Below are 22,976 nucleotides of genomic sequence, written 5' to 3'. Positions count from 1 at the left end.
ATCAGGCCGACCGAGCCGATTTCAAGCTCAGAGGCACTGCAACCCGCCATTCTAGCATTGCTAGCTTTACTTTTCGCAGATTCGATGACGATCAATATTGCCAAAAAACAAGTTATGGATGTCGAATAGATATGACAGCAAGCCATTTACGCGCTATGTACGGTGCACGGCTCGCCGCTACCAACTCGCGCGCAAACCCAGTGATCCGGTACTGGTATGGCGGACCGCTGTTTCCCCGCCACCACCAAAATATTCGGCACGCGCATATAAACTGACGCGCGAATTGAGCGCGAGCTCAAAGCCACCGGCTAAGCCGATTGCCGTGTAGCCGGTGTGGCTGCTGATATCGGTCGTTGAATCGCTGATAAAACGGCTGATGGCCGCACCCTGATTGCCGTGATAAACATTGACACTGAGCTCAGGTTCGAGCAAGCCTGCCGAGCTCTCGAGCCGAGCTTGCAGATGTAGGCCGGCACGCACATTCCATGCGCTGCCCTGATGCTGCTGCACACTAGCACCAACAATGCCGACCTCATCGATATGAAAAGCTTGATGGATCAGTTGCAACTGCGGTTGCAGCTTCCAGCGCGGACTGAGCGGCACTGGCAGGCCGACTTCCAGCGAAGCGGTCAAGCTGCGTGCGGCACCAGCGACCGTTGAACTGCTGTTGGGCATGGCACTGTAATGGTCGGTCCCGCCTTGTAGCACCAGATCGATATAGCGCTGCCCGACATCGGTATAGTTGAGATAAGCGCCGGTGTACTGTGCCCGCAAGCTGTTCGATCCCAATTGCCCGCTTTTGCCGCCAGCAAAACCGCTGACCTGTGCACTGCCATCGACGTTGCCGAGGTAAGCACCGGCACGCCAGCCGTGACTGGCATAGAGGTCGCTGCCGGCTTGAAAACCGCTGACATGGCCGGCGCTTGCGGCTTGCAACAGACCTTGTTGTGTCAATGTGACATTCGTCGCCAGCGCACGCCCCCAGGCGTGGCGTTGATCCGACTCGGGCGTAAGGTTCGAGGTGTCCAGCGAACGCAGCGCCGCATTGGCTGCGCCGGCACGCTGACTCAAACTGCCCAGCATGGCCATATCGGCCTGCATCAGTTGCGCTGGGATGGCCGCTAACAGCGGCGCTTCCAGACGATAGGCCGTCACCGGTGCGGCCGCCGCGCTTGCTACAACTTGGGTACGCAGGAACCAATCTTCACCGGCACCCTTGGCATCGGCCGCATACAAGCGATATTGGTAAGCACCGACATCGACATGGTTGTCGCTGGCCACCGCCTTCGTGCCAAACGATTGTGCACTCGGCGCGTGCGCCGTCACGGCGGCGCTGGAACCCGCCAGCGTAAAGGCATCTTTACTGGTTTGAGCAGTCGTACTGGCACCGTTGCGTGCAGCAATGACTTTGATACCATCACCACTGGTGGCCGCTCCCAGCCCACCAAGATTGACCAAGCGAATCTGTGTGCTGCCGCTGGCACTGGCACGGGTACCGTCGAGTACCAACATATCGCTCACCGCAGCACTGTTGAAGCTGCTACCAAGTTGCAATACAGCATTTTTTCCGACATAGGCACCGGTCACCGTCAGCGTCGTGCCAGCTGCCGTACCGAGCAAGGAGACCGTACCATTATTGCTCAATGCGGCGATGGTTTGGCCCAGACCGGCCAAATCCAGGCTGGCCCCGGCCGCGACGGTGTGGGCCGACGCCGCACTAAGGCTGTTGGCGGCACCGGCCTGTAAGCTACCGGCCGAGATGGTAGTCGGCCCGCTGTAGCTATTCACGCCGCTCAGAATTTGCACGGCGTTGCCGACTTTATTGAGCGACATGCCAGCACTGCCATCGGCGATGCTGCCGGAAAAATTCGCGCCGGCATTGCCGCCGCCGACGCTGAGCAGGGCCACCGCGAGTCCGCTATTACTGATGCTGCCGGCACCACTCAAACTGGCGATGGCTTGACTGTTGCCAGCCAAATCGAGACTCGCTCCGGCAGCAATCTGGACGCTCGAATTTTGTCCTAATGCGTTTACCACACCAGTTTTCAAGCTGCCGGCAGCGATCGTCGTCGCGCCGGTGTAGCGGTTCAAGCCAGTGAGCGTCAAACTGCCTGTGCCGCTTTGGCTGACACTACCACTGCCACTGATGGCATTGTTCACGACAATGGCATCGCTGCGATTGAACACCAGATGACTGTTATTGCTGACAGCACCGCTGCCCAAGCTGCCCAAGGCGGCTCCGGCCCCCACTTGCAAGGTTCCGGCAAGTATCGTCGTGGTACCGCTGTAGCTATTGTTACCACTGAGAATCTGGGTACCATCGCCAACTTTACTCAGCGCCATGGCACTGACACCATCTTGCATGCGACCGGCAAATTGACTGGAATTGTTATTGCCGCCGGTACTCAATATCGCGACGGTCGCGCCACTATTGCTCAGCGTGCCGCCACTGCCAGACAAAGAGCCGACAGCCTGATTATAGCCGCACAGGTCGAGCGTGCTGCCGACGCTGGTAGTGACTGCCGAATTATGCCCGAGTGCATTGGTGGCGCAGGCCCGCAAGCTACCGCCGTTGATGCTGGTCGCGCCGCTGTACGTATTGCTGCCGGACAGCGTCTGTGTGCCGCTGCCAAGTTTCGTCAGCGCCGTGGCACTGACACCATCTTGTATCGTGCCAGAAAAATTGGCTGAACTGTTATTGCTACCCGTCGTCATCGTGACCGCCGTTAGACCATTATTGCTCACCGTACCACCGCTACCAGCCAGCGAACCGATGGCTTGATTGAAACCACCGAGATCGAGCGTAGCACCAGCAGCCGTGGTGACAGCCGAGTTGCTGCCGAAGGCATTCATGGCAGCGGCGGCCAGTATGCCATTACTGACCGTGGTCGCGCCGCTGTACGTATTGCTGCCGGACAGTGTTTGCGTGCCGCTGCCAAGTTTCGTCAAGGCCGTGGCACTGACACCATCTTGTATCGTGCCAGCAAAATTGGCTGAACTGTTATTGCCACCCGTCGTCATCGCCGCCACTGTTGCACCGCTGTTTGTCACCGTACCACCAGTACCGGCCAGGGAACCGATGGCTTGATTGAAACCACCGAGATCGAGCGTAGCACCAGCGGCCGTGGTGACGGCCGAGTTGCTGCCGAAGGCATTAACCGCGCCGGCGACCAAGCTACCGTTAGTGACCGTGGTCGCGCCGCTATAGGTATTCGTACCCGCCAGCGTTTGCGTGCCGCTACCGACTTTCGTCAAGGCTGTGGCACTGACACCATCTTGTATCGTGCCAGCAAAATTGGCTGAACTGTTATTGCCACCGATCGTCATCGCTGCCACTGTCGCACCGCTGTTCGTCACCGTACCACCGCTACCAGCCAGCGAACCGATGGCTTGATTGAAACCGCCGAGATCGAGCGTAGCACCAGCGGCCGTGGTGACAGCCGAGTTGCTACCGAAGGCATTAACCGCACCGGCGACCAAGCTACCGTTAGTGACCGTGGTCGCGCCGCTATAGGTATTCGTGCCCGCCAGCGTCTGTGTGCCGCTGCCGACTTTCGTCAGCGCCGTGGCACTGACACCATCTTGTATGCTGCCGCCAAAATTGGTCGAGCTGTTATTGCTACCCGTCGTCATCGTGACCGCCGTTAGACCATTATTGCTTACCGTACCACCGCTACCAGCCAGCGAACCGATGGCTTGATTAAAACCACCGAGATCGAGCGTAGCACCAGCGGCCGTGCTGACGGCCGAGTTGCTGCCGAAGGCATTAACCGCACCGGCGACCAAGCTACCATTACTGACCGTGGTCGCGCCGCTATAGGTATTCGTGCCCGCCAGCGTCTGTGTGCCGCTACCGACTTTCGTCAAGGCTGTGGCACTGACACCATCTTGTATGCTGCCGCCAAAATTGGCTGAACTGTTATTGCCACCCGTCGTCATCGCCGCCACTGTTGCACCGCTGTTTGTCACCGTACCACCAGTACCGGCCAGGGAACCGATGGCTTGATTGAAACCGCCGAGATCGAGCGTAGCACCAGCGGCAGTAGTGACAGCCGAGTTGCTACCGAAGGCATTAACCGCACCGGCGACCAAGCTACCATTACTGACCGTGGTCGCGCCGCTATAGGTATTCGTGCCCGCCAGCGTTTGCGTGCCACTGCCGACTTTCGTCAGCGCCGTGGCACTGACACCATCTTGTATGCTGCCGCCAAAATTGGTCGAGCTGTTATTGCTACCCGTCGTCATCGTGACCGCCGTTAGACCATTATTGCTTACCGTACCACCGCTGCCAGCCAGCGAACCGATGGCTTGATTAAAACCACCGAGATCGAGCGTGGCACCAGCAGCCGTGGTGACAGCCGAGTTGCTACCGAAGGCATTAACCGCACCGGCGACCAAGCTACCATTACTGACCGTGGTCGCGCCGCTGTACGTATTGCTGCCGGACAGTGTTTGCGTGCCGCTGCCAAGTTTCGTCAGCGCCGTGGCACTGACACCATCTTGTATGCTGCCGCCAAAATTGGCTGAACTGTTATTGCCACCCGTCGTCATCGCCGCCACTGTTGCACCGCTGTTCGTCACCGTGCCGCCAGTACCGGCCAGCGAACCGATGGCTTGATTGAAACCACCGAGATCGAGCGTAGCACCAGCGGCCGTGGTGACAGCCGAGTTGCTACCGAAGGCATTAACCGCGCCGGCGACCAAGCTACCGTTAGTGACCGTGGTCGCGCCGCTATAGGTATTCGTACCCGCCAGCGTTTGCGTGCCGCTACCGACCTTCGTCAAGGCTGTGGCACTGACACCATCTTGTATCGTGCCAGCAAAATTGGCTGAACTGTTATTGCCACCCGTCGTCATCGCCGCCACTGTTGCACCGCTGTTTGTCACCGTACCACCAGTACCGGCCAGGGAACCGATGGCTTGATTGAAACCACCGAGATCGAGCGTAGCACCAGCGGCCGTGGTGACAGCCGAGTTGCTACCGAAGGCATTAACCGCGCCGGCGACCAAGCTACCGTTAGTGACCGTGGTCGCGCCGCTATAGGTATTCGTACCCGCCAGCGTTTGCGTGCCGCTACCGACTTTCGTCAAGGCTGTGGCACTGACACCATCTTGTATCGTGCCAGCAAAATTGGCTGAACTGTTATTGCCACCCGTCGTCATCGTGACCGCCGTTAGACCATTATTGCTCACCGTACCACCGCTACCAGCCAGCGAACCGATGGCTTGATTGAAACCACCGAGATCGAGCGTAGCACCAGCGGCAGTAGTGACAGCCGAGTTGCTGCCGAAGGCATTAACCGCACCGGCGACCAAGCTACCATTACTGACCGTGGTCGCGCCGCTATAGGTATTCGTGCCCGCCAGCGTCTGTGTGCCGCTACCGACTTTCGTCAAGGCTGTGGCACTGACACCATCTTGTATGCTGCCGCCAAAATTGGCTGAACTGTTATTGCCACCCGTCGTCATCGCCGCCACTGTTGCACCGCTGTTCGTCACCGTGCCGCCAGTACCGGCCAGGGAACCGATGGCTTGATTGAAACCACCGAGATCGAGCGTGGCACCAGCGGCAGTAGTGACAGCCGAGTTGCTGCCGAAGGCATTTATGGCAGCGGCGGACAATGTACCATTACTGACCGTGGTCGCGCCGCTGTACGTATTGCTGCCGGATAGTGTTTGCGTGCCGCTGCCGACTTTCGTCAAGGCTGTGGCACTGACACCATCTTGTATCGTGCCAGCAAAATTGGCTGAACTGTTATTGCCACCCGTCGTCATCGCCGCCACTGTTGCACCGCTGTTTGTCACCGTACCACCAGTACCGGCCAGGGAACCGATGGCTTGATTGAAACCACCGAGATCGAGCGTAGCACCAGCGGCCGTGGTGACAGCCGAGTTGCTACCGAAGGCATTAACCGCGCCGGCGACCAAGCTACCGTTAGTGACCGTGGTCGCGCCGCTATAGGTATTCGTACCCGCCAGCGTTTGCGTGCCGCTACCGACTTTCGTCAAGGCTGTGGCACTGACACCATCTTGTATCGTGCCAGCAAAATTGGCTGAACTGTTATTGCCACCCGTCGTCATCGTGACCGCCGTTAGACCATTATTGCTCACCGTACCACCGCTACCAGCCAGCGAACCGATGGCTTGATTGAAACCACCGAGATCGAGCGTAGCACCAGCGGCAGTAGTGACAGCCGAGTTGCTGCCGAAGGCATTAACCGCACCGGCGACCAAGCTACCGTTAGTGACCGTGGTCGCGCCGCTATAGGTATTCGTACCCGCCAGCGTTTGCGTGCCGCTACCGACTTTCGTCAAGGCTGTGGCACTGGCACCATCTTGTATCGTGCCAGCAAAATTGGCTGAACTGTTATTGCCACCCGTCGTCATCGCCGCCACTGTTGCACCGCTGTTCGTCACCGTACCACCGCTACCAGCCAGCGAACCGATGGCTTGATTGAAACCACCGAGATCGAGCGTAGCACCAGCAGCCGTGGTGACAGCCGAGTTGCTGCCGAAGGCATTCATGGCAGCGGCGGCCAGTATGCCATTACTGACCGTGGTCGCGCCGCTGTACGTATTGCTGCCGGACAGTGTTTGCGTGCCGCTGCCAAGTTTCGTCAGCGCCGTGGCACTGACACCATCTTGTATGCTGCCGCCAAAATTGGTCGAGCTGTTATTGCTACCCGTCGTCATCGTGACCGCCGTTAGACCATTATTGCTCACCGTACCACCGCTACCAGCCAGCGAACCGATGGCTTGATTGAAACCACCGAGATCGAGCGTAGCACCAGCGGCCGTGGTGACGGCCGAGTTGCTACCGAAGGCATTGAGCGCGCCGGCGACCAAGCTACCGTTAGTGACCGTGGTCGCGCCGCTATAGGTATTCGTACCCGCCAGCGTTTGCGTGCCGCTACCGACTTTCGTCAAGGCTGTGGCACTGGCACCATCTTGTATCGTGCCAGCAAAATTGGCTGAACTGTTATTGCCACCCGTCGTCATCGCCGCCACTGTTGCACCGCTGTTCGTCACCGTGCCGCCAGTACCGGCCAGGGAACCGATGGCTTGATTGAAACCACCGAGATCGAGCGTGGCACCAGCAGCAGTAGTCAGCGCTGAATTGCTACCGAAGGCATTCATGGCAGCGGCGGACAATGTACCATTACTGACCGTGGTCGCGCCGCTGTACGTATTGCTGCCGGATAGTGTTTGCGTGCCGCTGCCGACCTTCGTCAAGGCTGTGGCACTGACACCATCTTGTATCGTGCCAGCAAAATTGGCTGAACTGTTATTGCCACCGATCGTCATCGCTGCCACTGTCGCACCGCTGTTCGTCACCGTGCCGCCAGTACCAGCCAGCGAACCGATAGCTTGATTAAAACCGCCGAGATCGAGCGTGGCACCAGCGGCCGTAGTGACGGCCGAGTTGCTGCCGAAAACGTCGACGGCACCCGCGGCCAGTGTGCCATTGCTGACGGTGGTGGCTCCGCTGTAAGTATTCGCGCCGCTGAGGACGGTGGTGCCACTGCCGATTTGATTAAGGCTGCCAGTACCACTGATGGCGTTACTGACCAGCAGGGTATTGCTGCGATCAAAAGACAAGTTAGCGTTATTCGTCACCGCCGCGCTGCCCAAGCTACCACTGCTGCCACCGGCACCGACTTGCAGCGTACCGGCACTGATGATGGTCGCACCGCTGTAGGTGTTATCGCCAGCTAAAATAGTCGTGCCATTGGCTATATTGGAAACATTGAGCGCAACCGCCCCAGCACCAGCATTATCGCTGATCACGGAATTGACGGTCAATACCGAGCTCGCGCTGGCGTTGCTTAGATTCACCGCGGAAGCGCCACTACTGCCGGCCGTCAGAAAGCCTTGATTTGCGACTTGGCCCACACTCAAAGATTGCGCCGTTGTAGCGATCGCAATCGTGCCATTCTGACTGTTAGCGACATTGCTACCGATGACCAAGGTGTCATTGGCAGAGTTCTGACTCATCGCAATGGTCGATGGTGCGGTGCTGGCAGACATCAGCAAAGATTGCAGCGTGGTGACAGCGGCAGCGAGCTGATTGGCACTGCTCGCGGGACCGCCGTTTTGTATCGTCACGATGGCATCGTGTGCCGGAATATCAGGAATCACGATGCTGCCGCTGGCCGGATCGGTAAACACGTTTTGCTGTGAAGATTGTAATTGCACCAGGTAATGAACCCCGCTGACATCTTGAATAGATGCAAAGCTTGTGCCATTCCATAATGCCCCACCGGCTACCTGTGTTTGGGCATCATTGGCACCGGCGCTACTGCTGGTAATAAAACGCGCGCCACGTGTGACGCCGCTGGCACCGACAAAGTTGGTCGCGCTGTCGCTACTGAGCGCACCGAGATTGACATCGATATCTTGCGCGCCGTTTTGGCTTAATTTGAAGGTGCCGGCACCAGAATTACTGTTCTGAAATGATTCAAGCAAACCATTTGCTGTGCTGACGCCTTTCACTTCGATGGTTCCGCCCTGGAGAATCAGGCTGGAGCTGGAGGCGAGGATATTCGCGACAGCCGCTGCTGGAGCGGAGAAATCCAATAGTAAGGTGCCGCCACTGACCGTAGTCGCGCCAGTATATGTATTGCTACCGGAAAGAGTTTGGGTGCCGCTGCCGACTTTCGTCAGCGCAGTCAGGCTGACGCCATCTTGTATGGTGCCGCCAAACTTACTGGAACTGTTGTCGCTGCCCAGGCTCAACAGCGCCGCATTGCTGCCACTGTTGCTCACCGTGCCGGCGTTGCCGGCCAGCGAAGCAATAGCTTGATTGAAACCGCCCAGATCGAGCGTGCTAGCGGCAGCCGTGACGACGGCCGAATGATTACTCAAGGCATTCACCGCCCCGGCCGCCAACGTGCCACCGTTGAGCGTGGTCGCGCCACTGTACGTATTGGTGCCAGACAGCGTTTGCGTGCCGCTGCCGGACTTGCTCAGCGCCGTGGTACCGATGCCATCTTGTATGGTGCCGGCAAAATTGCTCGAACTGTTATCGCTACCGCTGCTCAGGGTTGCGGCCGTAACACCGCTGTTGCTCACCGTGCCGCCGGTGCCGGCCAGCGAACCGATGGCTTGCTGAAAACCGCCGAGATCGAGTGTGGTACCGGCGGCCATGCTAACGGCCGAGTTGCTGCCGAAGGCATTGAGCGCACCGGCCGCCAGCGTGCCACTGGTTAGCAGTGTGGCACCGGTATAGCTGTTACTGCTCGACAATGTCGTGGTGCCGCCACCATTTTGGCTCAATGTTCCGCTGCCGCTGATGGCATTCGCCACCGTCAACGCATCGCTGCGATTAAACAGCAAATTCGCATTATCGATCACGGCACCGCTACCCAGGCTGCCGCTGGTACCACCGGCACCGACTTGCAAGCTACCGGCAGTCAGCGTGGTGGTGCCTGCATAGCTGTTGGCACCGCTCAGTATCGTCGTGCCGCTACCGTTTTGCCCGACGCTGCCGCTGCCGCTGATGGCATTAGCGAGCGTCGCCGTATCGCTGCGATTGAAGAGTAAATTGGCATTATCGATCACCGCAGCGCTACCCACGCTACCGCTGCTGCCACCAGCACCGAGCTGCAACGTGCCGGCGCTGATAGTGGTGAGCCCGCTGTAGCTATTGGCGGCACTCAAAGTCTGCGTGCCACTGCCGATTTTATTCAGAGCAATGGCGCTGAGCCCATCTTGTAAGTGCCCGGCGAAATTGACCGAACTATTGTCGCCGCCCGTGCTTAACTGCGCTGCGCTGGCACCGTTGTTACTGACCGTGCCTGCACTGCCAGCCAGCGAACCGATGGTTTGATTGAAACCGCCAAGATCGAGCGTGCTAGCGGCCAACGTCGTGACGGCGGAGTGACTGCTGAAGGCGTTGAGCGCAGCGCCGGCCAACGTACCATTACTGAGCGTAGTCGCGCCACTGTAAGTGTTGCTGCCAGACAGTGTCTGCGTGCCACTGCCGACCTTGCTCAGTGCCGTAGCCGCGACACCGTCTTGTATGCTGCCGGCAAAATTGCTGGTACTGTTATCGCCGCCGGTGGTCAGCAGCGCCGCCGTCGCGCCACTGTTAGTGAGCGTGCCGCCAGCCCCAGCCAGCGAACCGATGGTTTGATTGAAACCGCCCAGATCGAGCGTGGCACCAGCGGCCGTAGTCAGCGCTGAATTGGTACCGAAGGCATTGAGGGCGCCAGCCGCCAATGTGCCGCTGCTGAGCGTGGTGCTACCGGTGTAGCTATTGCTGCTGCCCAGAGTCGTAGTGCCGCTACCACTCTGAGTCAGGCTGCCGCTGCCGCTGATGGCATTGCCGACCGTCAAGGCATTACTGCGATTAAACACTAAGTGAGCATTATCGATCACCGCTCCGCTGCCGAGACTGCCGCTGCTGCCACCGGCACCAACTTGCAGCGTGCCGGCAGTGATGCTGGTCGTGCCGGTGTAGCTGTTGGCAGCCGTCAAAATCGTCGTACCGCTGCCGTTTTGCAGCAGATTGCCGCTGCCGCTGATGGCATTGGCGAGCGTGGCGCTATCGCTGCGATTGACTGCCAAGGCGGCATTGTCGATCACCGCGCCGCTGCCGATACCCCCGCTGCTGCCACCATTGCCGAGTTGCAGTACCCCGCCGCTAATGGTAGTGCTGCCGCTATTGGTATTGCCGCCGCTCAGTATTTGGGTGCCGCTGCCAGTTTTTGTCAGACTCACGCTGGCGACCCCGTCTTGAATGAGGCCAGCGAATTCGGTCGAACTGTTGTCGCCACCGGTGCTCAACAGCACAGTCCCGGCGACCGAACTGGTGACGCTGCCACCGGCACCTGCCAGTGATCCGATGCTCTGATTATTGCCATACAAATCCAAGACGGCGGCACTGGCAAGGCTGACGGCCGAATTGCTGCCTAGGGCATTTGCTACGCCGGCGATCAGGCTGCCGGCCATCACGCTGGTTGCGCCGCTATAGGTATTGGCGCTGCCCAAGCTGGTCGAACCGCTGCCGAGTTGGCTGATGCCGCCGCTGCCACTGATCAGGTTATTGAGCACGAAGGCATCGCTGCGATTGACCGCCAAGACACCGTTATCGAGCACAGCGGCGCTGCTCACGCCCATGCTGCCGCTGCTGCCGCCGATACCGAGTTGCAGGGTGCCGGCACTGATCGTGGTGCCGCCGCTGTAGCTATTGGTCGCGCTGAAAATTTGCGTACCGCTGCCGGTTTTGAGCACAGCGACCGGCCCGGCCACATCGCTGATGCTGCCGGAAAAAGTAGTCGAACTGTTGTCACTGCCGGTGCTGAGCGTCACCGCCGCCGCGCCACTGTTACTGATCGCGCCGCCGCTGCCGGACAAGGAGCCGATGGCTTGATTGAAGCCACCAAGATCGAGCGTGGCACCAGCGGCCATGGTGACGGCTGAGTTGCTCCCAAAGGCATTGACGGCACTGGCAGCGAGCGTACCGGCAAGCACCGTCGTCGCACCGCTATAGTTATTATTGCTATGATTGAGCGTGAGCGTGCCACTGCCGACTTTTTTTAAGGCCAGGCTGGCACTGCCGCCATCGGACAGCAAGCCACTCGCCAGCGTCGAGCTATTGTCGCTGCCGGTAGTCAAGGTGGCGGCAACACTGCCGCCATTCGAGACATCGCTGTCGGCGCTGACCGTCAGCGAACCGATCGCTTGATCGAAACCGTTGAGGTCAAGAAATCCCGAAGACGTCACGGCGACGGCAGAATTAAGCCCAAACGCATTCACGCGCCCACCCATGAGTATATCGTGCAGGATCAAGGTCGCACCGGTATAGGTATTGTTGCCACTTAAAGTCAAGATGCCAGTCCCGGCACCCTGACTGTCTTGCGTCACCGAGCCACTGCCGGAAATCGCATTGGCAACCGTGACCGTATCGCGGCGGCCAAACACGACACTGCCGTTATTGATGATGGCACCGCTACCGAACGTACCGGTAGCGGTACCGAAGCCGGCGAAGAGCACGCTGCCGACACCGATGCTGGTCGTGCCGCTGTAGGTATTATTACCCGACAGCACGACATGGTTGCTACCGTTGTCGACCAGATTGCCAGTGCCGCTGATCACATTGACGACATCCATTTGTACGCCGCTGCGATTGAAACTCAGGGTGGCGTTATTCACGACTGCCCCCGTGCCAAGCGAGCCGGAACTGCCACCGGCACCGATTTGTAAAGTACCGGCGCTAATCGTGGTGGTACCGGTATAGGTATTCGTCCCACTCAGGGTTTGCGTGCCGCTGCCGATTTTGGTGAAGCCCAGCACACTCGCGCCATTCTGCAGCGCACCGGCAAAGTTAGTACTGGTATTGTCGGCACCGCTACTGAGCACGGCCGCCGTCGCCGCGCTGTTGGTGACGGTGCCGGCGCTGCCGGCCAGTGAACCGATGGTTTGATTGAAGCCCGCGACATTGAGACTGGCACCGCTGGCAGTACTGAACGCCGATTGCGCACTGAAGGCATTGGCCGCGCCAGCGAGCAGGCTGCCGGCGGAAATCGTGGTGGCACCGCTGTAGGTATTGGCACCGCCTAGACTCAGACTGCCGCTGCCGACTTTTTGCAAGGCCAATTGACCGGCACCATCTTGTAACACACCGAGATACGTCGTCGCCCCATTCGCCGTGCCGACGCTCAACGTCGCCGCCGCGCCGCTGTTGCTGACCGTGCCGGCCGTGCCGCTTAGCCCGCCCAGGCTTTGGTTGTAGCCGCCGAGATCGAGCGTCGCGCCGGCCGCCGTGCTCAGCAGCGAATTGCTGCCGAAGGCGTTGACGATGCCGCCCGTCAGCGTGCCGGCCGTGACCGTGGTCGCGCCGCTATACGTATTGATACCGCTCAAGATCGTCGTGCCGCTGCCGCTCTGGCTGAGGCTGCCGCTGCCGCTGATGGCATTGTTGATGGTCGCGCTGTCGCTGCGATTGAAGCTCAGATTGGCATTATCGATGACGGCACCGTTACCCAAGCTGCCGCTGGCGGCACCGGCACCGATTTGCAAGCTGCCAGCCGAGATCGTGGTGCTGCCGAGATAGCTGTTGGTACCGCTCAAGATGGTGGTGCCGCTGCCAATTTGTTTAAGATTTCCCTCGCCGCTAATGGCATTGGCGACGGTCATCGTATCGCTGCGATTGAAGGCCAAGTTGGCATCATTGTCCACCGCACCGACACCTAAAGTACCACTCGTGCCACCCGCACCGATTTGCAGGGTTCCTGAACCGATCGAAGTCGTCCCGCTGTAAGTATTATTACCCGCCAGAATCGTCGTACCACCGCCGATGTTGTCGTTGTTTAAAGAGACGGCACCGGCAGCGGCATTATCACGGATCACGCTATTGACGCTCAGCACGGCACTCGGGCTGGCATTGGTCAGGCTGAGGGTGGAGGCTGCGCTGGCGCCCGCGGTGAGAAAACCTTGATTCGGGGTCTGACCGATGGTCAAGGATTGTGCCGGCGAGGTCAAAGCGATCGTGCCATTCTGGCTGGCAGCAACATTGCTGCCGACCACCAGCGTATCATTGGCGGAATTATGATTCATGGCGATCACTGCCGGTGTGGTGGTGGCCGTCATCAGCAACGATTGTATGGTCGTACTGGCCGCGCCGAGATAATTCGGCGCTCCGACGGCACCACCTTCTAACAAATTGATGATGGCATTTTGGCCGCCCGAAGTCGGAATTACTTGCGCGCCACCGGCCGAGCCGGTGTAGACATTTTGCTGTGGTGCTGCCAGCGCCACCACATAATTGACCCCGGCGACTTTTTGTATCGAAACAAAATTCGTGCCATTCCACAAAACGCCGCCGCCTAGCTGAGTCAAGCCATCATTGCCGCCGAGATTAGTGCTGGTAATGATGCGTGCCCCCAAGGCCGAGCCAGTGGCACCGACAAAATTGGCGACGCTATCGACGCCGAGCGCGCCTATGTTGACATCGATATCGGTGGCACCATTTTGCGTCAATTTCATCACCCCGCCATTGCCGGAAACGGTACTGATGCCATTGAACGATTGTACCAAACCGTTTTGCCCGGCCTTGCCCTTGACTTCCAGCGTGGCCGCACTATCGTTGAATACCACGCCAGAAGTGCTGGCGATGATATTGCTCGCCGGTGCGCCGACGGCAGAAAAATCGAGCTGCAAGGTACCGGCATTGAGGGTCGTCGTGCCGGTATAGGTATTGGCACGCGTCAGGGCCGTGGTGCCGGTGCCGTTTTGGCTCAGGCTGCCGCTGCCGCTGATGACGTTATTGATTGTGATCGCATCGCTGCGATTAAAAACCAGGCTGCCGTTATTGCTCACGGCCGCCGTGCCGAGACTGCCGCTGGCGGCACCGGCGCCGATTTGCAGGGTGCCGGCCGCAATGCTGGTGGCACCGGTATAGGTATTGGCACCGCTCAAGATTGTCGTGCCGCTGCCGATCTGACTCAGACTGCCGGCGCCACTGATGGCGTTGGCGACGCTCAAGGTATTGCTGCGATTGAAAAGCAAGGCGGTGGTGTCGATCACCGCACCGCTACCCAGTGTCCCGCTGCTGCCACCGGCGCCGATTTGCAAGACCCCGGCAGAAATGGTGGTGCTGCCGGAATAACTGTTGGCCCCGCTTAGCGTGGTGGTACCCGCGCCGATCTGGGACAAGGCACCGTTCCCACTGATGGTGTTGGCGACAGTGAGCGCGTCACTACGATCGAAAATCAAGCTGCCGTTAGTAATGGTCACCGCACCGCTACCGAGCGTGCCACTGGTGCCGCCGTTACCGATTTGTAAATTACCGGTGCTGGCTGTCGTACCGCTGTAGGTATTGGCACCGGTCAAAATCGTGGTGATACCACCGATGCCGAATCTGGTCAAGCCGCCGGTGCCGGAAATGGCATTGGCCAAGGTAAACGAATTGCTGCGGTTGATAGCGAGAGTGCCGTTATCGATGATGTTGCCAGTGCCGAAGCTCGCGGTGGTGCCTAAGAGTTGCAAGATGCCGCTGAAAATATTGGTGCCGCCGCTATAGGTATTAGTGCCGCTCAAAATCTGCGTGGCAGTGCCAAGTTTAGTCAGGGCGGTCGTGCCGACACCATCCTGTATCACACCGGCAAACGAACCGTTGGCGTTGTTCGAGCCGGTACTGAGCACGGCGGCGACAGCCGCGCTGTTACTGACGGTGCCACCGGTGCCGCTCAAAGAACCGATGCTTTGATTATTGCCAAACAAATCGAGACTAGCACCGGCCGAGAGAGTGAGCGCGGAGTTGCTGCTCAAGCTGTTGGCGGCACCGCCTTGCAGCGTGCCGGCCGTCACGCTGGTAGCGCCGCTATAGGTGTTGGTGCCGCTCAAGCGCAGGGTACCGCTGCCACTTTGCGTCAATGCTCCCGTACCGCTGATGGCATTCGCAACGTTGAGCGTGTCGCTGCGATTGAACAGCAGCGTCGCGTTATTGCTCACCGCGCCTAGCCCCAAGCTGCCGCTGGTGCCGGCGGCACCGATTTGCAGGATACCGGCCGAAATCGTGGTCGGACCCGCGTAGGTATTAGCACCGGTCAGGATGGTGGTGCCGGCCCCGCTTTTAAGCAAGTTGCCGCTGCCACTGATGGCATTGCTGACCGTCATGGCATTGCTACGGTTGAGCACCAAGCTGCCGTTATCGATCACGGCGGCGCTGCCGAGATTACCGCTGGTGCTGCCGGCACCGATTTGCAAGCTACCGGACGAAATCGTCGTGGTGCCCCCATAGGTATTGGCACCGCTGAGTATCACGCTGGCGTTGCCGGCCGTGGTTAAGGCGCTGCCGGCACCGGACAGTACCGAAGCAATGCTCAGATTGCCGCCATTGGCGCTGATGGTCGAACCGCCAGCGGCCAAACCCAGGCTGCCGCCAGTGAGCGTGTAAGCACTGTTGCTGGTGAGATTATTGATATTGATCGCGCCTGCGACCGCGACGGCACTGCCACTGTTGGGCGCGATCGCCGCATTCAATACGGCATCGCTGCTGCCGGCATTATTCCACGCTGACCACGCCACCCCGTCATACCAATTGGCCGTCGCAGTATCCCAGGTGCCGCTGCCGCCCGAACCGGCGCTAGCACCGTTGGCATCCCAACTCAGTGAACCTGCACCGGCCGGCACCGTGGCCAATACGGTTAACAATAAAAGAGCGAGTTGAGCGACCGTGCGTGGGCATAACAGCGGCTGTTTTTGGACGCTACGGCGTGCGCTGGCGCATCGACCTTTCGCGTGAGAATGGGCATTTTCTGCTACCGCAACCATGGCACCGCTGGCCGCATTCCAAATCGATCGATAAACATGATTCATACGATTGCTCCGCTCTGACGCCGTGACATTTCCATCGTTGAAGAAGTCGCCAGTAAGCTAAGACTGGAATGGGCATACCGATTACGCCAAGCGCTTCCGGCTTCGTTTCTTCAGCGTCATGCGCAGAAAAATAAAGGGAAAAAATGCGCCTTCTTGTGATCAATTACATATCTTCTCGGATTGAAATTCAAGCTTAAAATCCTTTTTTATAAGTTTATAGTAAAAAAAACAACGTTATGTTTCCGGCTAAAAACTGTTTTCAAAAACTGCTATTTAAAGGCGATTCAAAATGCGTTATTTAGTCTACTTTTTTCTTTTGTATTTTTTTACAAGCTTTTTTATGATTGGCGTTCAGCAATGCATTGAGCTATTTCGGCAGTTTGTTTGATAAACAAAGCACACCATGTGGGCCGTGTTGAATGTGGTCGTTTTCTGAAAGAGGAACTAAACACCTGCTGTCATATTGTTACTTCTCCAACAAATTGGCACACACGCCGGTGTCGCCAGCATTTTAAGGAAAGCCATGTTTCATCTCCCCCTTAGCGCCAAGGCCGCAACATTCACTGAGCATTTTCTCTGTCTCACTTACCATTTTTCTGCGAGCGATTTGCGCAGACCCGCACGTCGTTTAGGATTACGGCAACGCGTGTATAACCATCAACTGCGCTGCATCGCGCCGGTCAGTCTTAGCTTGACACAGCCGCCAAGCAAGGCCTTCACGCAGATGCGTCGTGCCGGCAAGCGGCAGCTGGCATCCAATATTTCGTCCCGGCAAAATGACCTGATACTGGCACTGAAAACGCGCGCCCACAGTGCGCATTGTCTCGCCTACCTGTGCGTAGAAGCTGGCGTATGCCGACAGGTAATTCTGATCGATAGCAAGCGGGAACAAGGGACGCGCTATCGGGCCGGCGAAGCACCGCAACAACTTTCCACTAAGCAATTAGGCATCAAGGATTTTTCTACCCCGGTATTGTGTATAGAAGGTGCCGCTTATCGTTGTTTGCAAAATGGAAAATGGCAAGCGCCCACCGATTTTTACCGCGCCTTACAAGCGGCGCGCCAAACGCCATGTGATCATGCAAGCTTGCGAGCATTGCGCGCATCGATTTCTGCATATGCCGAGAAACATGAGCAGCGCCTGCAACTCGTCTTGCTCGACATCACTCAGAACACGGCAGTCGCCAGACAAAAATCCCCGCCATCCATGCTGCAACGCATACCAAGCCAAAAACCAACAAAATGCCTGCACCGCTCTGGCATTGACGATCAGTACCTCAGCGCCACGGCCGAAGCAGCAGCTTGCGCATTCAATCTGCTCAACGCCCCGCGCATTGCCTTGACCTTAGAATCGGCGGCGCGCGCAGGTTGCGGCAATACCTTGGCGATCTTGGGCATGCTGACACTGTTCGGTACGGCCGGCCAAACGCCTCGGCAACGTGGATGAGCCGTGTCCTGCCAGACCAAACGCCGCCACTTTCTGAATGAACGAATTTTGAATGAGCACGAAAGCTCATTCTGCGATCTTGGCGTCCATCTCCCTGTTAGGAAATCGCCATGATTGAATCTCTTTCAGAAAGCAGTCTATCGCCCTCCATCCGACTATTTGGAAACAGCGCTAATGCCAGTCAGCTGCCGCGCATGACGATCACGCGCATCAATAACAGTGATGTGCAGTTGTCGCATGACGCTACTGCCAGGGCGAGGCCGCAAGCTGCTATGTGGCACAGAATAGTGAATTTTTTTCGTGCTCGTAGTCTTAGTAATCTCAGCCAGGACGAGCGCTGCGTGCAGGCACGGCAATTACGCAGTCTGGAAACGGCACGCGAACAACTATGGCAAACCGATGCCGCGTTACGTCAGCGCAGCAGCCACATCGAGCAGCGCTTGCAAAAATTGGCGCAGCAATTGGAACGTTGGCCGGCAGTCAGACAGGCGCAATGCATAGAAAAAAAACGCCAACAGGCCCTGACGCGACAGCACGTGCTACTCGATCAGATCGATGCGGGCGTCGCCCGCGCCGAACTCAAGAGTCAAGTCAGGCAGATCGAACAGGCACTCCAGCATAGCGAAGAGTTCAACGATGCGCGCAGCAAAGACTACCTGAACGCGATCACTGCCTGGTTGCGCAGTACCCGCCCCGGCGAGCATTACCGCGACCTCGACGCCGCCCAAATTACTGCGCAAGAGCAATTACTCACGAGTAGTATGAGCCAAAGCGCGCACTGGGAAGCACTGCAACAAACCCTTGCCGCTGGCGCTGCCCGCGAGGCACTCGCCAGTGCGCTGTCAGCAGTACAAAAACTGCACGCGGCGCTGCGCAAAGATACCGAAAACTTACGCGAGAAATTACCCGCCTATGCTGCAGCGCAGGCCGCCGAGTTACACCAAGTACAGTTGCAAACGACACAGCTGACCCGCGCCTACCGGCGTATTGGCCATGCCATCGCTGATGCTGCAGGCAAACTACCGACACTGAGCCAATACCGTTATACCGAATTATTTCGCCCACTCGTACAGCGCGCCGAAGACTTCGATTATCTGTGCGCCGGGGCCTTGCACTGCTGGCATGGGTCGATCTGGCTGCAAGGCAATAACGCGCCGCTCACGGCCGCGCTCGCCGATTTACGCCAGAGCCACCGACTCTCCCTGCCCAGCTGCGCGACACCATGGAGCAGCACCACCTGGGCCGGTTTCGGCTTGATTGTACTGAGCCAGGTTTTAGCGGCCGGTGCCAGCGTTGCCGGGGCCGCGCTGACGGGCCAACAGTTGCAAGCACACAGAGCGACGCGCGAACGAGCGGTCAAAGCGGCGTTTAACCACCAACTCGCGCCGCTGGAGACGGCCAGCGTGATCAAACAACTAAGCCAATTCGCCTACCAACAATGGTTGACTCGGCAACGCACCCATCCCGATCAAGAAACCATCTTGGCCTTCCACAGCATCGCCCAGGAATTGATCGCCGCACAAGCTGATTCTTTACAACAACTGCGCGAACAATGGGAAGCGCAACACGTCACTATCCCGCAACAAAGCTACCCGGCGTTTCGTCGCAGCTATCTGCGCGATACTAATTTACAGCAACAGACCGCCGCGCTCATGCACTTCCAATGGCTGAGCCAAGCACTGCTGGTGCCGCCCTTAGACGCAGCAGACAAGTCAGCGGTACCATCAGCCCCTCAGGCCCAGACTGTCGCGGCCAGCAGCAGCGCCTTAGCGGGTTTGAGCCTGCCACTGGCGCTGCTGAGCTGGAAAAAAGCCACCTCACCGTTGGCTTTGCCTGTAATGGCGTTCATGTCCCTGCTCAGGCAACTGCAAGCGGCGCAATGTCAACGCCAGGCCAACGAGGCCGAACTTGAGGCCGCCGCAGCACAGCGCCAGCAGGATCACAACTACGCGCTCGAACAACTCGAACTCACACCGCCATTGAGTGAGCGCGTCATCGACTTTACCCAAACCCGTTTCTGGCGCGACTTGACCAGCCTGCATGTACGCGATGCCGAATTGGTTGGACTCGATCGTCTGGCCGACGGCAGCATAGACTTTATCCATCAAGGCAGCGATGGCCAACAATTTCACCGCGTCGTCACGGAAACGGACTTACTCAATTCGGTCGGGCAACACCGCATGGAAGGCTTGACGCGCGATTTCAGCAGTTCGTCGCCAGCGCACGCAGCACCGCTGAGCGGTCTCTTGCGCATCGGTCAAACCTTCTACGATCTGCGCCAAATTGAAGACAGCGCCGTCACCGGGCTCAATTCCACGGCCTCAGCGCTGGCACTGATGAGCTCAGTAGCCGATTTGAGTGAGCACTATATCCAACTGAAATTAATGCGCCAAAGGCAAACCGTTGAACCCGCCTTGGTCCATGAGTCTGCCAGCTTGGCACGCTGGGAACGCGTCGGCCATCACGCACAGCGTTTGAGTCAATTATTGAGCGGCACGCAGTTGGTCGATGCTTTTCTGAAACTCAAGCAAAGCGCGGACGAATTACAAAGCGGCAATTTATCGCCACAACAGCAGCAGCGCGCTTGGGACAGTTTCATCAGCGACGGTTTCGGTAGCGCGCTCAATGTCGCGGCCATGCTGGCGGCCGATATCAATCCGCTGGCGTTTGCCTACCAAGCCGGACTGGAATTCCGTGATTGGATCTACGAAATCCGCGATATGGCGGCCAAAGCCAACGCCGTCTGCGCCGAACTCGAGACCGTTTTTTCTGCCTTCGAAACACCACTGGCCTTACAAGAAACCACAGCACATGGCTTGGCCTCGCTCGCTACCAACGCGCAAGCACCGGTCAATTGGCTGGTAGTCGATAAAACCAGCTGCCGCTACCGCCGCGGTGCCATTTCCATCATGCAAGGACTGGTCGCCGAAGACCTCGCACGCAGCGTCGTCAACGAACCGGATTTTCTCTCCACGCTCGTGTATCTGCTGTCACCGATGCAATGGCTGGCCCATCAACCTATCGAACCGGCGAATGAATTAATGCTGGAACGTAAGTGGAGCAGTGCCAGTGCACAAAAGTCGCCAGCTTATCTTCGTCAAGCCTTTCGCCTCGACCCGCCGTTACAGCGTCCGCGCAGCCCGTACCTGAGCCAAAATACGCCGCTCCCCTTGAGCGAAGTCTTGCGTCTGTCGGACGGTGAGCGAAGACTCGCCTTGCCGGCCGATCACAGCTTAGTGACGGTCCAACTTGATCTCGTCCCTGATCAAACTCTGGTGCCGATTCAGGGCGATTCTTATCGCTACCATTTTCTGTATGCAAATGACCCGCAGCGTGCCCAGTTTGTGCAACGTTACGGGCGCTACTACAGCATCAGCAACGCGGTGTTTTATAGTACGGTGATACAGTCATTGATACGGGTTGGTCATCCCACCAAAAAAACCGTCATCGCCGAAACACCCATGCTATTGCTGCCAAAGCCCAGCAATAACAGCGCCCATGCCGGCCTGTGCTCTTTGCATTATCACAGCACGACGCCACTGGCCACCACACTCTTGCTGAGCCCGGCACTGAAACAGACGGCGCTGAGCAGCGCAGGGGGTGCCATCGTACTGCAACTGACGCTGGACCGCTTATCACTCGGCAGCACCGCGGAACGGCTGTTGTTTTCCATTTCCCCCGAACAGCCTTCACAATTGACCATAGAGCGCGAAAATGTCTCGCTGCCGCGCAAAGAATTCGAGATGCTATGGCGGCAAAGGCTGGATTTTTTCGTTGAGCGTTGGAGCAAAACCAGTCAAAGCACGATCCGTGCTGCCGATCTGCGCATCAACAACAGCACCCTCGATGTCTTCTTCGCTACCGAACTGTATCCCTTGTTTGCCGGCGGCCCCGAGGAAGCATGGTCACTAGATATTCCAGCCCATCGTCGGACGCAAAAAAAAGCCTTGTTACGCACCCATCTCGAATATGAAGAAGTGTTAGTCAGCGCGGCGGACATCATGAGCTTGATCAAGCGTTGCCATCAAGATTTTCTCAGTGCTTACCGTAGCACCCAAATTTTTCATCTGCACGTTGCCGACCTCAGCGCCAACACCGCGCTGCCGGCCGGCTTGGTTGCGGCCGATTTCCCGGTAGTCATCAATCATGCCGGCTTAAGTTTACGTCGCGAAGTAATACAAGGGCGTTGGAGCGACGACATGAGTACCAGTCTGCTGCTACCGCCGGCGCTGCCGCATGTGCCGCCCGAGTATGTACTGCGCGCCGCGCGCGGCGATGGTCGGCGCTGGCTGGTGTACCGCCACAGTAGTGGGCAATGGTTCGACCATGACGGCCAACAGCGCAGCGTAGCGTTGCCGGCGCTGCCTTCCTTGCGCTACCTGCAGGTGTGCGCCCATCTCAACGATGTGCGGGCCGTGCGCGCAGCATGGCCGCAACTGCAAGAGCAAAACCGGCAAGGTGAACATACCCCGCACGTCATGCTCAACAACGATGGCCGGGTCGCACTCGCCTATCTGCAACGTGAACCACTGAACGATGCCCGCGCCGAAGAGCGCCGCCGCTGGGATAGCGCACTCGGTCGGTTTCCACTCGATAGCGCACTCGCCGCGCTGCTACCGGCCGATTTGCAGCGCGGCGCAGCACGCAATGCCAGCAGCCCGCTCGACGCGGCGCAATGGCAGAAAATCGATCGTCAACTGGCGCTGACCCAAGCGCGCTTGGAAGATTTTGTGGCCGACCGTAGCGAACAAACCGGTCTATTCCAACTGCAAGCCACGGCCACGGCCGAACGCGAGGTGAGGCGCATCCACTGGCCGAAAAAAACCCCATGCCAAGCCCGGCCACACTGCAGAGCGCCTTACTGGCCGCGCCGGCACCACTGGCACAGGTACTGTGCGTGCACTGGTTTGAGCCCGACCGCGCCGTCAACACTGCGCGGCTGTCGCTCTATGCGCCCGAAACACAGCATTGGCTGACGCTCGAAGCCGGTGTGGCGGCCGATTCCTTGCGCTATCTCGGCAGCACAGACGAACAGCATTATCTGGCAGTGCGAGAAAATCACTTGCTGCGCTGGACCGTGAATCAAGCCAGCGCCCTCACCGACGTCTTGACGCCGGCCTTTTTCTCTGGCTTGAAACTCCACAAAGGCTGGTTCAGCTTTGACGCCGCCATCGGCCCATGCTGGGATAATGGGGCGGCGCAATTA

Annotated in this window: 3 protein-coding genes; 2 read left to right on the top strand and 1 reads right to left on the bottom strand. The window is 58.3% G+C overall.

Annotation, left to right across the window (positions count from 1 at the left end; translation table 11 throughout):
• Nucleotides 1-177: 177 nt before the first annotated feature.
• Complete coding sequence (locus tag RHM61_RS09480; protein ID WP_322250867.1) at nucleotides 178-16,323, bottom strand: autotransporter-associated beta strand repeat-containing protein; 16,146 nt, start codon at nucleotides 16,321-16,323, stop codon at nucleotides 178-180.
• Nucleotides 16,324-16,846: 523 nt separating this feature from the next.
• Between RHM61_RS09480 and RHM61_RS09475 the strand changes: the two genes are divergently transcribed.
• Nucleotides 16,847-17,770 carry a hypothetical protein gene (locus tag RHM61_RS09475; RefSeq protein ID WP_322250866.1) on the top strand — a complete coding sequence of 308 codons (924 nt, stop codon included), beginning with the start codon at nucleotides 16,847-16,849 and terminating at the stop codon, nucleotides 17,768-17,770.
• A 110-nt stretch (nucleotides 17,771-17,880) separates the two neighbouring features.
• A complete protein-coding gene (locus RHM61_RS09470; RefSeq protein WP_322250865.1) occupies nucleotides 17,881-22,746 on the top strand; it encodes a hypothetical protein in 4,866 nt (1,621 codons plus the stop codon).
• The last annotated feature ends 230 nt before the right edge of the window (nucleotides 22,747-22,976 follow it).

Origin of the sequence: Undibacterium sp. CCC3.4 (assembly GCF_034347425.1) — a bacterium.
In the GTDB taxonomy this organism is placed as follows: domain Bacteria; phylum Pseudomonadota; class Gammaproteobacteria; order Burkholderiales; family Burkholderiaceae_D; genus Undibacterium.
This window is presented reverse-complemented; position numbering and strand designations above follow the sequence as displayed.